The sequence below is a fragment of the Streptomyces sp. NPDC037100 genome, from assembly GCF_055606225.1.
The window spans coordinates 174,106-187,792 of sequence record NZ_JBVJSX010000005.1; the positions used below are offsets into that span (position 1 = coordinate 174,106).

The following is a 13,687-nucleotide window of genomic DNA, read 5'->3' on the forward strand; positions in this document are numbered from 1 at the left end:
GAAGGAGCGCCGATGACCGCGCGCCTTGCCGGACTGCTGCCCGGTGAGCTGGACGAGCGGCAGACCGAGGTCTACCGGGCCATCGCCGGAGGACCCCGGGCGGCCGGGCCGCAGGCGTTCGCCCTCACCGACGAGGAAGGCCGGCTGCGGGGGCCGTTCAACGCGATGCTGCTCAGCCCGCCCGTCGGGCTCGCCGTCCAGGCGGTCGGGGCGGCGGTGCGCTACGAGTCGGTCCTGACCGACCGGGTGCGTGAGATGGCCATCCTGGTCGTCGCCGCCGAATGGGGCAGCGCCTTCGAACAGGAGGCCCACGAGGCGGTGGGCCGGGCCTGCGGCCTCACCGAAGCCGAGCTGCACACCCTGCGCGCAGGTGCACTGCCGGACCTCCAGGACCCCGCCGAGCGAGCCGCTCTACGGGCGACGGCTGCCCTGGCCTTCGGCGGTGAGCTGAGTGACCAGGAGTACTTCGACACGGTGGCGGCCTGGGGAGAGCGCGGCCTGTTCGAACTCACCACCCTGGTCGGCTACTACGCCCTGCTCGCCCTCCAACTGCGCGTCTTCGCCGGAGAAGGTCCGTCACCGGACAAGCCCCTCACCCACGACACGCTCGAAAGCGGGACATCATGAAACTGATCACCTTCGACGACGGCCGCGTCGGCCGGCTGGAGCTGGAAGAGCGCCTCGTCCTCCCCCTGGAAGTCGGCTCGACACGCGAGTACTTCGAGCGCGACGGCAGGGTCCTGGAGAGCGGGGAGCGGCTGTCGCTGGACGACGTGACGCTGCGCGCGCCGATCGTGCCGAAGAAGTTCTTCCACACCTCCGGCAACTTCCGTGAGCACGAGGACGAGTCGAAGAACGTCGACTGGTCGCACCCCATGCACAAGGGCATCGTCTTCTTCCAGAACGTCGACGCGATCGTCGGCCCGGACGAGCCGGTGATCCACCCCGAGCACCTGACCAGCGAGCTGGACTACGAGCTGGAGATCGCAGTCGTCATCGGCAAACCGGGCAAGTTCTTCGGCGTGGACGACGCGCCCGACCACATCGCCGGATACGTGGTCTTCAACGACATCACCGCCCGCGACATCCAGCGCCGTGAGATGGAGTCGGGCGTCTTTTCCTTCTGCAAGGCCATCGACACCTTCTGCCCGCTCGGCCCGTACATCGTGACGGCCGACGAGATCCCCGACGCGCAGAACCTCGATATGGAGCTGCGGGTCAACGGTGTGGTGAGGCAGAAGTCGAACACCAACCGCATGTCGGTCTCCATCCCGCACCTGGTCGCCTACCACTCCCCGCAGGGCTACAGTGCGGGCGACCTGATCACCACCGGCACCGTGCAGGGCGTCGCGGGCTTCAGCGGTGACCCGGAGATGTACCTCAAGCCGGGCGACGTCGTCGAGGCCGAGGTCGAGCGCCTGGGTGTCCTGCGCACGCCCATCGTCAGTTGGGGCCAGGGGCACGGCACCCCCGTACCCGAGAAGGTGGACTGGTGAGGCTCGCTGTCATCGGCGGCCGGGCCGCCCTCGTCCGCGGCGACCGGGCCGCGGATGTCGGCTGGGCCTCGCGGGGCCGGCTGTCCACCGACCCGATGGTTCTGCTGGAGCAGTGGCCACAGGTCCGCGACTTCGCCGCCGGCCTGTCCGACGAGGCGTACGACATCGAGGTGGACCCGGACGCCCTCCAGGCCCCGGTGCCCCGCCCCCGCCAGGTGTTCGCGGTCGCCCTCAACTACCCCCCGCACGCGACCGAAGCCGGGTACACCCCGCCCGACGAGCCGCTGGTCTTCACCAAGTTCCCCACCTGCATCACCGGCCCGCGCACCACGGTGGAGCTTCCCGCGGGCAAGGTGGACTGGGAGGTCGAGCTGGTCGCGGTGATCGGACGGGAGACGTACCGGGTGGGCGAGGACCGCGCCCGGGACGCTGTGGCCGGTCTGACCGTCGGCCAGGATCTGTCCGAGCGTGTGAGTCAACTCCGCGGCAAGCCAGCCCAGTTCAGTCTGAGCAAGTCCTTCCCCGGCTTCGGCCCCACCGGTCCCGTCCTCGTCACACCGGACGAGTTCGACGACCCGGACGACCTGGAGATCACCGGACTGCTGAACGGCGACGTCGTCCAGCACGACCGTACGAAGTCGATGATCTTCCCCGTCCCCGAGCTCATCGCGCGGCTCTCGGCCGTCGTGCCCCTGCTCCCCGGAGACCTGATCTTCACCGGCACCCCGGCGGGCGTCGGCAACCGGATGAACCCCCCGCGCTACCTCACCGAGGGCGACGAACTGGTCAGCCGGGTCCAGGGCATCGGCGAACTGCGCCAGCGCTTCACCGGACCCACACCTGATCGCCTCCCGTGAAAGGACCCTGCTCATGTCCGAGCACACCCCGCCTCGGCTCCGCCGCTTCGAGAGCCGTACCGTCCTGGTCACTGGTGCGGGCACCGGCTACGGCGCCGAGATCGCCGTACGCGCCGCCCAGGAGGGCGCCCGGGTCGCCGTCCACTACCGCAGCTCCGCCGCCGGGGCCGACAGGACCGTCGCCCGCATCAAGGACGTCGGCGGCGAGGCCTTCACGGTGCAGGGCGACATCGCCGTGCACGCCGACGTCATCCGCATGGCCGACGAGGTCTTCAGCCGTTTCGGCGGCCTCGACGTGCTGGTCAACAACGTCGGTGACGTGGCGGCCGACCAGATGTCCTGGCGCGATGTCACCGAGGAGTCCATCGACCACGTCCTCGCCGTGGACATCAAGGGAACCATGCTCTGCGTCCACGAGTTCGGCTCGCGGATGCTGGAGCAGGGCCACGGCTCGATCGTCAACATCGGATCCACCGTGATCGTGCGCGGCAGCGCGCGTGCCCCGCAGTACGCCGCCGCCAAGTACGGCATCCTCGGCATCACCAAATCCTACGCCCAGGCATTCGCCCCCACCGTGCGGGTCAACACCTTCGCACCGGGCTTCATCGAGACCGAGCGTCTTTTGAACCGCGAGGACTGGAAGAACGGCCGCCGCGAGGAGCTGATCTCCAAGACCCCGCTGGGCCATATCCCCGGCCCGGCCGAACTCGCCGGCACCGCCCTCTTCCTCGCCACCGACGACGCCGCCCACATGACCGGCGCATACCTGAACGCCGACGGCGGCTTCAACATGATCGGCGCCTGACCCTCCCCACCACCCGGACCGAGCAAAGGGAACCGACCGCATGTCACTTCACCGGAACCTCCTGATCGGCGGCAAGGAGATCCCTGCCGCCTCCGGCCGGACCACCGCCGACATCAACCCCTGGACCGGCGAGCCGTACGCCACGGTCGCGGCCGCCGGACCGGAGGACGTACGGGCCGCGGTGGACGCGGCGGACGCCGCCTTCGCCGAGTGGGCGGTGCTCGCGCCCTTCGCCCGGCGGAAGATCCTCCTGGACGCGGCCGACCTGATGGAAAGCCGCGGCGAGCAGGTCGTGGAGCTGATGGCCGGTGAGACGGGCGGCACCCGGGGGTGGGCGCTGTTCAACGTCGCGGTGGCGGCGAACATGCTGCGCGAGGCCGCCACCGCCATCACCGCGCCGCGGGGGGACGTGCTGGCCACCCAGGAGCCGGGCGGACTCAGCCTCGCCGTCCGCGAACCCCTCGGCGTGGTCGCCGCCTTCGCCCCGTGGAATGCGCCGGTCATCCTCGGCACCCGGTCAGCCGCCGCCGCGCTCGCGGCGGGCAACACGGTCGTGGTCAAGGCGAGCGAGGACGCCCCCATCGCGTGCGGTCTCTTCGTCGCCGACGTGCTGCACGACGCCGGGCTGCCCGACGGCGTCCTCAACGTCATCACCAACGACAAGGCGGACGCCGCCGTCATCGCGGAGACACTGATCGCGGACCCGCGCGTCAGGGCCGTCAACTTCACCGGCTCGACCGGCGTCGGGCGGATCATCGGCGCCCTCGCCGCTCAGCACCTCAAGCCGGCCGTGCTGGAACTCGGCGGAAAGAACTCCGTGATCGTGCTGGAGGACGCCGACCTCGGCCACGCGGTGAACGCCGCCGCGTTCGCCTCCGTCATGAACTCCGGTCAGATCTGCATGTGCGCCGACCGCATTCTGGTCCACGCCTCACTGGCCGACGAGTTCACCCGCCGTTTCACGGCGAAGGTCGCAGGGCTGCCCAGCGGTGACCCGGGTCTGGCCACCACCGTCATCGGCCCGCTCGTCGACGAGGCCGCCGCCCAGCGGGTCGCGGCCCTGGTCACCGACGCGGTGGAGAAGGGCGCGCGGGTACTCACCGGCGGCGGAGCGCCGGTGGGGGCCCTGCACCCGGTGACCGTCCTGACCGACCTGCCCGAGGACGCGGCACTGCACCACACCGAGGCCTTCGGACCCGTCGTCACCATCCGGGCCTTCGCGGACGACGACGAGGCCGTGGCCCTGGCCAACGACACCGAGCACGGCCTCAGCTGCGGCATCCTCACCGAGAACGGCACCCACGGCCTGAAGGTGGCCCGCCGCATCCGCACCGGCATCGTCCACCTGAACGACCAGACGGTGGCGGACGAACCCCAGGCCCCCTTCGGCGGCTTCGCCGCCTCGGGCTACGGCCGATTCGGCGGACGCTGGGGCATCGAGTCCTTCTCCAACACCCGCTGGGTCACTGTTTCCACCGAGCAGCCGCACTACCCCTTCTGAACGGAAAACACGCCCCGTCCGAGCGTCAACGGCCCGTACTGAGCCGACCCGCCCAACAGTCGCTCGAGGACGACGGCGATGCCGTCGTCCTCGTTCGACAGGGTGACCTCGTCGGCCACGGCCTTGACGCCGGCATGCGGGCGGCCGCCGCTTCGGGCTCGTTCTGCCGACACCGTGACCACCCAAGGAGATCACATGGCAACTCTGCGCTTCGACACCCGGGTCGTGCAGGACCCCGACCAGGTCTGGGCCGTGCTCACCGACGTGCGCACGATTCCGCAGTGGTTCCCGGCTGTGCAGGAGGCACACTTCGACGGCATGCACCGCCACCTCCGCACGCCCGAGGGGACGCTGAAGGCCCTTGTGGTGACGAAGAACGACGAACTGCGCCGTTACCAGTACCGCTTCGTCGAGGGCATGCCCCTGCCCATCGAATTCCACCTCGGCACCATCGACGTGCTCCCCGACGGTGACGGCTCACGGGTCGTCTACAGCCAGGAGATCCTTCCGGAGGGCCTGGCACCCATCGTCGAGCGGGCCGTCAGCGATGGAATCGCGGGCATCGCCCGCTACTTCGCCGCAGACTAGTACTACAGCCGGTTGTTCAATCCGGGTGCCGGCCTGGTGCAGGAGCCGGTGGACGGTGGCGACCGAGTAGTCGCACTCCTTGGGGCGTGCTCCCCGATACCGTGGAATTGGGTCGAGTGTCCTTGAGAGAGGGCTTTATGGGTGCTGTCCGGCACGGTGGGGTCGTCTCGCAATGACGTGGGCTCCACCCGGGCCCGCCAAGACCACGGGTGGTGTGCGGAACCAACCTCCATCGGCGCCGGCAAGGTCCCCAGGACGGCCATCCTGAAGACCCTTTTCTGCCCTCCACACCCGTCAACTCAGGTGCCGCACAGCCCAGTTGTGGTCGATCGCCTCTGCACCCGCCCTAGCAGGTCACAGCCTTATCGCCCCCACGCAGGCGCAGGTCGGAAAGGTGCGTCGGCTGCACCACCGGTTCCTGGCGAAGGCGGTCATGTGAGGCATGGGCACTGGCTTCCGTCTCTGGTCGTGCCGTCATCGGCGGGGTGGCCCTCCGGGCACCGCAACGGCCCTTCCGTCAGGCGGAAGCCGCTTTCGACAGAAGCGGTTTTCGAATCAAAAAGTGAAATCGAAACAGAATTCTGCACTTTATTGTCGCGGGGCGTTGCCTTAGGCTGAATGCATGGAAAAGACAAGGACGCAGTTCTACGTAGTGAAACGCGGTGACAACCTCACCAAGATCGCGCGGATGCACCACGTGAGTCTGGATCAGATTCTGGAGTGGAACCCGCAGATCGAGGATCCGGACGTCATCCGCCCCGGCCAGCGGATTCGCGTGGCCCCGCCCCCAGAAGCAGGCGGAGAGGACGGTGAGTACGAGACGACCCCTTTCCAGGGGCAGACTTCTTCCAAGCGTCAGTGACCAGTCCCGTCATCGAGGCCATGGGCTATCGCCTCATCGAGGTGGACTGCTCGGCGTATTCCGACGGCCCCGACTCGACGTGGAGCCCGGCGGACCAGAAGTCGTACGCCAAGTGGCAGCGCAAGCTCGGCTTCAGCGGCGCTGACGCGGACGGTATTCCGGGACCGACGTCCTGGAAGAAGCTCCGCGTGCCCGCAGTTTACGAATGACCAGAACCGAGAGCCGGCCGGCCCGTACGCGCAGCCGAATGACAGGTCTGCGTAACGGGCCGCCGCGGTCGGCATGGCGCGCGCGTGCGAAAACGCGGATCGCTTATCTCGAAGCGCAACTCGAGTACGAAAGCGCCAGTCCCCGCCCGGAAGAGCGCACGGCGCTCATCGAAGGAATGCGGGAGCATCTCGAAAGGGCCCGCGCTGCCGTCGGCGAGAGATTCGGCTGGCGCAGTCCGTGGTCGGGCTCGACCGCCCGCGAGGGTGTCTGGTCGAATGTCCGCAGCGCGGAGGTGATGCTGCTTCAGCTGGTGTCCGACGCCGAGGCCGCGGGCCGCGCCAGCGAGGTCATGGCCCTCGTCAAGCGGCATTTGGACATCGACGATCCCCGGCGGGTCAGACTGGCCCAGCGGATCCGGCCCATCATCTCCGGCGACGTGAAGCCCGGCGACCGGGATCTCATGACCCGTGCGCTCGACGCCGCGTACAACGCCCTGGACGACGAACTGGCCCGGGTTCGCAGCCTGCGGAACATCCTGTGGACCGCGACGTTCCTCGTGCTGCTCGGCGTGGCGGGCCTCGCCCTCTACGGCTGGTTCTCGCCCGGCTCGCTCAGCCTCTGCTTCACGCCCCAGAGCGGCCCCGTGCCCGGGGACCGGGTCACCGTCGTCTGCCCCACCGCGGAGCACCACAACGTCCGGCCGGGCACCGACTCCAGCAGTCTGGCAGCGTCGAGGGACATCCTCACCGTCGAGATCGCCGGGCTCGCCGGCGCCGCGCTCACCGTCATCGCATCACTGCGCCGCATCCGGGGCACCGACGCCCCGTACATGCTGCCCCTGGCGTCCGCGGTGCTGAAGTTCCCCACCGGCGCCCTGTCGGCCTTCCTCGGGCTGCTCCTGATTCGCGGCGCCTTCGTCCCCGGGCTGAGCGATCTCGACAGCAGGGCGCAGGTCCTCGGCTGGGCCGCGGCCTTCGGCGCCGCGCAGCACCTGGTGACCCGCCTCGTCGACGACCGCGCCCAGATGACGTTGTCGGAGGTGGGCAGCCCCACCGAGGCCATGACCGACCCGGAGCGGACCGCCGTCAGGGAGAGCCCGGCGGCGGGAGAGCCCGGGACCCTGGGAGTACCGGCCCGGTTCCAGGACGGCGCGGGACCGCACGAGCCGACGCCCGCGGCCGAGTCGGGCGGCGAACCGGCCCCCGACGGCGCACCCCCTCACCGCCGCAGCGGTGCGTGAGCCGTCTCCGGCAGCCGCAGATACACCAGCGACGACACCAGGCAGATCACCGCGACGTACCAGGGGAACAGCCCCGAGTGCCCCTGCTCCTTGAACAGCGTGCCCACGTACGGGGCCGTGCCGCCGAAGAGGGCCACCGTCAGCGAGTAGGGGAAGCCGATGCCCGCCGCGCGGACCCGGGGCGGGAAGATCTCCGCGTTCACGGCCGCGCTGATCGAGGTGAATCCGGTCAACAGCACCATGCCCGCGCAACTCACGAGCAGCAGCACGCCGAACGAGTCGCGCAGGGTGTGCAGCAGGGGCACCGCGAGCAGCGCGAAGCCCAGGCCGAAGAAGAGCAGCAGGGGACGGCGGCCGAAGCGGTCCGAGAGCAGGCCGCCGAGCGGCTGCAGCAGGGCGAAGAACGCCAGTGAGATCGTGCCCGCGAGCAACGCGTCCGACTTCTCGATGCCCGCGTTGAGTTCGGCGTACGTCGGCAGGTAGGACGTCCACGTGTAGTAGGCGATGGTGCCGCCCGCCGTGATGCCGCCGATGAGCAGCGACTCGCGCGGATGCCGGCGCAGCGCCTCGAAGAGGCCCGGCCGCGGCGCCTGCTGCTGCTCGGCGCTGCGGGTCTCCTGTGCGCCCTGCCGGATCCAGAAGCCGACCAGACTCAGCACGGCGCCGAGCACGAACGGCACCCGCCAGCCCCAGCCGTTCATCTGCCCGTCGCTCAGCGTGTCCACCAGCAGGGTGGCTATGCCGGAGGCGACGAGCTGCCCCACCGTCGTCGACACGTACTGGAAGCTGGAGAACAGCCCGCGCCGGCCGGGACCCGCCGACTCCACCAGGAACGTCGTCGAGGCCGCGAACTCGCCGCCCACGGACAGTCCCTGCAGCAGCCGGGCGAGGACGAGGACCACCGGCGCCAGGACACCCACGGCCGCGTAGGTCGGGGTGAGTCCGACCAGCAGGCTGCTGCCGCCCATCAGCAGGATGGTGACCGTGAGGGCGGCCCGCCGCCCGTGCCGGTCCGCCACCGCACCCATCAGCAGCCCGCCCACCGGCCGCATGAAGAACCCCACCGCGAACACCGCGAACGTGGACAGCAGCGGCACCAGCGAGTTGTCCGCGCTCTTCGGGAAGACCTGGGCGGCGATGTACGTGGCCAGAAACGTGTAGGCGTACCAGTCGTACCACTCCACCGCGTTGCCCACCGAGGCGGCGAGGAGCTGGCGAACGGGCCGTTCGGTCGGCGGGGAAACCGTCTGTGTCTCTGTCACGCCCCTCACCCTCCCCCGGCGATGCCCCGGCACACCGTCCGTACCGGCGACTTTCACACGAGTGTCACGCGCCCCTTCCTTGGCGTTTGGTGTCCCTGAAACACTCCTTCCGCGCAGATTCCGTCACGCTCCGGCCATCCCGCACCTCAGGATGAGAGGTCTGTCCTTCATGTCCGAAGTAAACCGGCGCCGCTTTCTCCAGCTCGCGGGTGCCACCACGGCCTTCAGCGCCCTGTCCGCCAGCATCCAGCGCGCCGCCGCCCTTCCGGCGAACCACCGCACCGGGTCGATCGAGGACGTCGAGCACATCGTCGTCCTCATGCAGGAGAACCGTTCCTTCGACCACTACTTCGGAACCCTGAGAGGCGTCCGCGGCTTCGGCGACCCGCGACCGGTCACCCTCGACAACGGCAAACCGGTCTGGCACCAGGAGAAGGACGGCAAGGAGATCCTGCCGTTCCGCCCGGACGCCGACGACCTCGGCATGCAGTTCCTGGAGGGCCTGCCGCACTCCTGGCCCGACGGCCAGCAGGCCTACGACGGGGGCAAGTACGACCGGTGGGTGCCCGCGAAGGGCACCACGACCATGGCGTACCTGACCCGCGAGGACATCCCCTTCCACTACGCGCTCGCCGACTCCTTCACCGTCTGCGACGCCTACCACTGCTCGTTCATCGGCTCCACCGACCCCAACCGCTACTACATGTGGTCCGGGTACACCGGCAACGACGGCACCGGCGGCGGCCCGGTCCTCGGCAACGACGAGCTCGGCTACGGCTGGACGACCTACCCCGAGCGCCTGGAGCAGGCCGGCATCTCCTGGAAGATCTACCAGGACATCGGCGACGGCCTCGACGCCGAGGGCTCGTGGGGCTGGATCCAGGACGCCTACCGCGGCAACTACGGCGACAACTCGCTGCTGTACTTCGACAAGTACCGCGACGCCAAGCCCGGCGACCCCTGGTACGACAAGGCCCGCACCGGAACGAACGCCAAGGCCGGTGAGGGCTACTTCGACCTGCTGCGCGCCGACGTGAAGGCCGGCAAGCTGCCGCAGATCTCCTGGATCGCCGCCCCCGAGGCCTTCTCCGAGCACTCCAACTGGCCCTCGAACTACGGCGCCTGGTACATCGCGCAGGTCCTCGACGCCCTCACCTCCAACCCGGAGGTCTGGTCGAAGACCGCCCTGTTCATCACGTACGACGAGAACGACGGCTTCTTCGACCACGTGGTGCCGCCGCTGCCCCCGAAGGACGCCTCCCGCGGTCTGTCCACCGTCGATGTCTCCCTCGACCTCTTCCCGGGCGACGGCAAGAACACGGCAGGCCCCTACGGCCTCGGCCCCCGGGTGCCGATGCTGGTCGTCTCCCCGTGGAGCAAGGGCGGCTACGTCTGCTCCGAGACCCTCGACCACACCTCGATCCTGCGGTTCATGGAACGCCGCTTCGGCGTCCGCGAGACGAACATCTCGCCCTGGCGGCGCGCCGTCTGCGGTGATCTGACGTCCGCGTTCGACTTCTCCCGCAAGGACGCGCGTCCCGCCCCGCTGCCCGGCACCGACGCGTACGAGCCGCAGGACCGCGAGCGCCACCCCGACTACAAGCCGGTCCCGCCCGCCGACCCGCGCATGCCCCGGCAGGAGCGTGGACTGCGCCGCTCCCGGCCGCTGAAGTACGCCCCGCACGTGGACGCCTCGGTCGACACCGCGGCCGGGAAGCTCACGCTCACCTTCGCCTCCGGCGCGAAGGCCGGCGGCGCCTTCCACGTCACCTCGGCCAACCGCACCGACGGCCCCTGGACGTACACCACCGAGGCCGGCAAGACGCTCGCCGACACCTGGAACTCGGCATACTCCGGCGGCTCCTACGACCTGACCGTGCACGGCCCGAACGGCTTCGTGCGCGTCTTCAAGGGCTCGAACAAGGCGGCCGGCTGCGAGGTCACCGCCCGCCACACCGGCGACGACATCGAGCTCACCTTCACCAACAAGGGCTCCGGCGCGGTCCGTCTGAAGCTCACCGACGCATACGGCGGCCGGCCCGCGACCGTCACCGTCCGCCCGGGCGCGAAGGTGTGCCGGACCGTCGCACTCGCCGCCGGCCACCGCTGGTACGACCTGACCGTCACCGCCGAGGGGGACAGGGCGTTCCTGCGGCGGTTCGCCGGGCACGTCGAGAACGGGCAGCCGGGGGTGAGCGACCCGGCGATCATCACCGCGTAGCGGGAGTGAGGTGCCCCGGATCGTGCGGCCGGGGCACCAGCGCAGGTTCGGGTGTGGCCGAGCCGGGCTCCAGGGCCAGGACGGCGGCCACCGGGTGGTCGTCGTCGACGGGGGCCGCCGCGGGGGCCGTCCGGGTCAGCAGCACCACCCCGGAGGAGGCCAGGCCCGCCCCGGCGAGCGCGAGCAGGACACCCGCCGGCCCGCCCTGAAGGCGTTCGCCGAGCAGCGACAGGCCGATCACCGCGGCGGCCAGCGGGTTGGACAGGGTCACCATCGCGAGGGGCCCGCCCAGACCGCCCCGGTACGCCGTCTGCGACAGCATCAGCCCGCCGGCCGCGAAGGCCGCCACGAGCAGGGCCACGCCGACCACCTGGACGCTCAGCACCGGGCCGGACCGGTCCGTCGCGGCCACGGTCACGGTCTGCGTGAGGGCCGAGGCGACCCCGGAGGCGAGACCGGACGCGGTCGCGTGTCGCAGCCCGGGGCGGGCGCCGGGCCGGGACAGCGCCCCGATGAACGCCGCGGTGGCGCCGGCCACCGCCAGCGCCTCGGGAACGCTCAGCACACCGTCCGGCGCGGGACCGGACGCCGTGACCAGGATCGCTCCCAGGCCCAGGAGGGTCAGGGCGGTGCCCTTCCACTCGGCCGCGCTCACCCGCCGCCCCGCCATCCGCGCCCCCATGGGCACCGCCGCGACCAGGGTGAGCGCGCCGAGCGGCTGGACCACGGTCAGCGGGCCGTACCGGAGGGCGACGACGTGCAGCAGCGCGGCCGACGCGTTCAGCCCGACCGACCACCACCAGGTGCCGTTGCCGAGCAACCGCAGCGTGCCCGCTCCCGGGGAGCGGGAGGCGAGCCGCTCCTGGACGACCGCGGCGGCGGCGTAGGCGACGGCGGAGACGAGGGACAGGGCGACGGCGACCGGCACGGCGTTCATCGGCCGGCCCCCACGAGCGTCTGCTCGTCCCGCGGAGCCGGTACGAGGCTGCTCTGTGCCCGGTCGGCCGTGGTCTGCGTGCGGTGCGGCAGGTGAATCACCGAGAGGGCGAGGCCGAGCAGGGCCCCCGCCACGATCGCGTCGAGCCAGTAGTGGTTCGCGGTGCCGACGATCACCAGCAGTGTCAGCAAGGGATGCGCCGACCAGAGCCAGCGCCACCGTGAGCGGGTGGCCACGATCAGGCCGATCGCGACCATCAACGCCCAGCCGAAGTGCAGCGACGGCATCGCCGCGAACTGGTTCGACAGGGAGTCCGTCGCGGGATTGCCGTACACCGACGGCCCGTACGTCCGCGCCGTGTCGATCAGGCCGGTCGCGGCCGGCATGCGCGGCGGGGCGAGCGGGAACAGCAGATGCAGCACCAGTGCGGCGGCCGTGACCGCGGCCAGGACCCGGCGGGCCCAGACGTAGTGGACCGGCCGGCGCAGGTAGAGCCAGATCAGGAAGGCGGCGGTGGCGGGGAAGTGGACCGCCGCGTAGTAGGTGTTCGCGATGTGGGCCGGGCCGTCACCGTGCAGCAGGAGCGACTGCACCGCTCCCTCGCCGGGGAGATGGAGCGCTCGCTCGACATCCCACACGCGGTGTGCGTTGTGGAAGGCATCGCCGGTGTGGCCGGTGGCCAGCTGCCGGCCGAGCTTGTAGACGAGGAAGAGCCCTGCGACGAGCAGGAACTCCCGGACGAGCGGCGGTCGCGCTATCGCGTCGGACCCCGCCGGCGCAGGCTCGGTACGGGCATTCATCCCCCGGCCCCTTCGGTGACGGTGCTTTTATCGGTACGAGAGCGTACCGATACGCCAGTGTACCGATACGGTCGCGTACCGGTACACTGGCGTATCGATAGACGGAGAACACACCGCGCGCCGGGAATTTTTCCGGCCGCCCGACGAAAGCCAGGAGCACCGCCCATGACGTCGCAGGCTGCGGACCGGCCCGAGCCGCTCGGTGTCACGCGCCGCTCCAAGATCACGCCCGAGCGTGAGCAGGAGTTCTACGACGCCGTGCTGGAGCAACTGGGGGAGTGCGGCTACGACTCCCTCACCATGGAGGGCGTCGCCGCGAGTACCCGGTGCAGCAAGTCCACGCTCTACCGCCAGTGGAAGACCAAGCCCCAGCTGGTCGTGGCGGCGCTGCGCTCGCACCGGCGCACGCGCTGCATCGACACCGGCTCACTCGCCGAGGACCTGAGGGAGGCGGCCCGGGCGGCCGGCGAGCTGTCGGGCCGGGACACCAAGCTGCTCCAGGCCCTCGCCCACGCCGCCGGCCAGGATCCGGAGTTGCACCGCGCGTTGCGCGAGACGCTGGTCGAGCCGGAGATCGCCGCGCTGAAGGAGATCATCCGACGCGGCGTCGAACGCGGAGAGGTGCCCGCCGATCATCCGGCGCTGGAGTACATCCCGGCACAACTGCTCGGCGTCCTGCGGGTGCGGCCCGTCCTGGAGGGCGAGTGGGCCGACCCGGACTACCTGGTCCGATTCGTGGAGGCCGCCGTGCTGCCGGCACTGGGCCTGAACTGAAGCCCGGGCCGCCGTCCGCAGGATGACCGGACGGTGACCCGACCGCGCCGACCCGTGGGGACGGGGGCGGCGCGCACCCCCCGGCCGGGTGGGGTGCCCCTGTGAGCGGCGGGGGCGGCCCACCCGGCCGACCG

The 13,687-nt window shown here is 70.5% G+C and carries 15 protein-coding genes; 11 read left to right on the top strand and 4 right to left on the bottom strand.

The genetic code is table 11. The annotated features are described in order from the left end of the window. The first annotated feature begins 12 nt into the window (after positions 1-12). The 5 genes from ACZ7EG_RS18250 to ACZ7EG_RS18270 are packed head-to-tail and all read left to right on the top strand — an operon-like array spanning position 13 to position 4,659. Positions 13-627, top strand: a complete 615-nt coding sequence (locus ACZ7EG_RS18250) for a carboxymuconolactone decarboxylase family protein (protein WP_471079266.1) — start codon at positions 13-15, stop codon at positions 625-627. Further along, positions 624-1,496, top strand: a complete 873-nt coding sequence (locus ACZ7EG_RS18255; RefSeq protein WP_471079268.1) for a fumarylacetoacetate hydrolase family protein — start codon at positions 624-626, stop codon at positions 1,494-1,496. Before ACZ7EG_RS18250 ends, ACZ7EG_RS18255 begins: the two co-directional genes overlap by 4 nt. Then, positions 1,493-2,353, top strand: coding sequence for a fumarylacetoacetate hydrolase family protein (locus ACZ7EG_RS18260; RefSeq protein ID WP_471079271.1), 861 nt, complete (start codon positions 1,493-1,495; stop codon positions 2,351-2,353). Before ACZ7EG_RS18255 ends, ACZ7EG_RS18260 begins: the two co-directional genes overlap by 4 nt. Before the next feature lie 13 nt (positions 2,354-2,366). Beyond that, on the top strand, positions 2,367-3,158 hold the full coding sequence (locus ACZ7EG_RS18265; protein WP_471079274.1) for an SDR family NAD(P)-dependent oxidoreductase: 792 nt from the start codon (positions 2,367-2,369) through the stop codon (positions 3,156-3,158). Positions 3,159-3,198: 40 nt separating this feature from the next. Continuing rightward, the gene (locus ACZ7EG_RS18270; RefSeq protein WP_471079277.1) at positions 3,199-4,659 is read left to right on the top strand and encodes an aldehyde dehydrogenase family protein; all 1,461 of its coding nucleotides are present in this window, start codon (positions 3,199-3,201) and stop codon (positions 4,657-4,659) included. Here ACZ7EG_RS18270 and ACZ7EG_RS18275 read toward each other — a convergent pair. Further along, positions 4,647-4,841 (bottom strand): hypothetical protein, encoded by a 195-nt coding sequence (locus ACZ7EG_RS18275; protein WP_471080427.1) that lies wholly within the window; start codon positions 4,839-4,841, stop codon positions 4,647-4,649. The genes ACZ7EG_RS18270 and ACZ7EG_RS18275 overlap by 13 nt on opposite strands. Before the next feature lie 13 nt (positions 4,842-4,854). On the opposite strand from ACZ7EG_RS18275, the gene ACZ7EG_RS18280 reads away from it, so the two are divergent. From ACZ7EG_RS18280 to ACZ7EG_RS18295, 4 genes are all read left to right on the top strand, one after another. Continuing rightward, positions 4,855-5,247 carry an SRPBCC family protein gene (locus ACZ7EG_RS18280; protein WP_471079280.1) on the top strand — a complete coding sequence of 131 codons (393 nt, stop codon included), beginning with the start codon at positions 4,855-4,857 and terminating at the stop codon, positions 5,245-5,247. Positions 5,248-5,869: 622 nt separating this feature from the next. Further along, positions 5,870-6,109, top strand: coding sequence for a LysM peptidoglycan-binding domain-containing protein (locus ACZ7EG_RS18285; protein WP_471079282.1), 240 nt, complete (start codon positions 5,870-5,872; stop codon positions 6,107-6,109). Then, on the top strand, positions 6,106-6,318 hold the full coding sequence (locus ACZ7EG_RS18290) for a peptidoglycan-binding protein (protein ID WP_471079285.1): 213 nt from the start codon (positions 6,106-6,108) through the stop codon (positions 6,316-6,318). The genes ACZ7EG_RS18285 and ACZ7EG_RS18290 overlap by 4 nt, the downstream gene beginning before the upstream one ends. 176 nt (positions 6,319-6,494) lie before the next feature. Further along, the gene (locus tag ACZ7EG_RS18295; RefSeq protein WP_471079288.1) at positions 6,495-7,559 is read left to right on the top strand and encodes a hypothetical protein; all 1,065 of its coding nucleotides are present in this window, start codon (positions 6,495-6,497) and stop codon (positions 7,557-7,559) included. Here ACZ7EG_RS18295 and ACZ7EG_RS18300 read toward each other — a convergent pair. Beyond that, positions 7,538-8,821, bottom strand: a complete 1,284-nt coding sequence (locus tag ACZ7EG_RS18300) for an MFS transporter (protein WP_471079290.1) — start codon at positions 8,819-8,821, stop codon at positions 7,538-7,540. The two genes, ACZ7EG_RS18295 and ACZ7EG_RS18300, sit on opposite strands and share 22 nt — an antisense overlap. A gap of 169 nt (positions 8,822-8,990) precedes the next feature. Between ACZ7EG_RS18300 and ACZ7EG_RS18305 the strand changes: the two genes are divergently transcribed. Continuing rightward, positions 8,991-11,042 (top strand): phosphocholine-specific phospholipase C, encoded by a 2,052-nt coding sequence (locus tag ACZ7EG_RS18305; protein WP_471079293.1) that lies wholly within the window; start codon positions 8,991-8,993, stop codon positions 11,040-11,042. Here ACZ7EG_RS18305 and ACZ7EG_RS18310 read toward each other — a convergent pair. Then, complete coding sequence (locus tag ACZ7EG_RS18310; protein WP_471079296.1) at positions 11,032-11,979, bottom strand: DMT family protein; 948 nt, start codon at positions 11,977-11,979, stop codon at positions 11,032-11,034. The two genes, ACZ7EG_RS18305 and ACZ7EG_RS18310, sit on opposite strands and share 11 nt — an antisense overlap. Continuing rightward, positions 11,976-12,779 (bottom strand): phosphatase PAP2 family protein, encoded by an 804-nt coding sequence (locus ACZ7EG_RS18315; RefSeq protein WP_471079298.1) that lies wholly within the window; start codon positions 12,777-12,779, stop codon positions 11,976-11,978. The genes ACZ7EG_RS18310 and ACZ7EG_RS18315 overlap by 4 nt, the downstream gene beginning before the upstream one ends. Before the next feature lie 165 nt (positions 12,780-12,944). Between ACZ7EG_RS18315 and ACZ7EG_RS18320 the strand changes: the two genes are divergently transcribed. Beyond that, positions 12,945-13,553, top strand: coding sequence for a TetR/AcrR family transcriptional regulator (locus ACZ7EG_RS18320; protein ID WP_471079301.1), 609 nt, complete (start codon positions 12,945-12,947; stop codon positions 13,551-13,553). Positions 13,554-13,687: the final 134 nt, after the last annotated feature.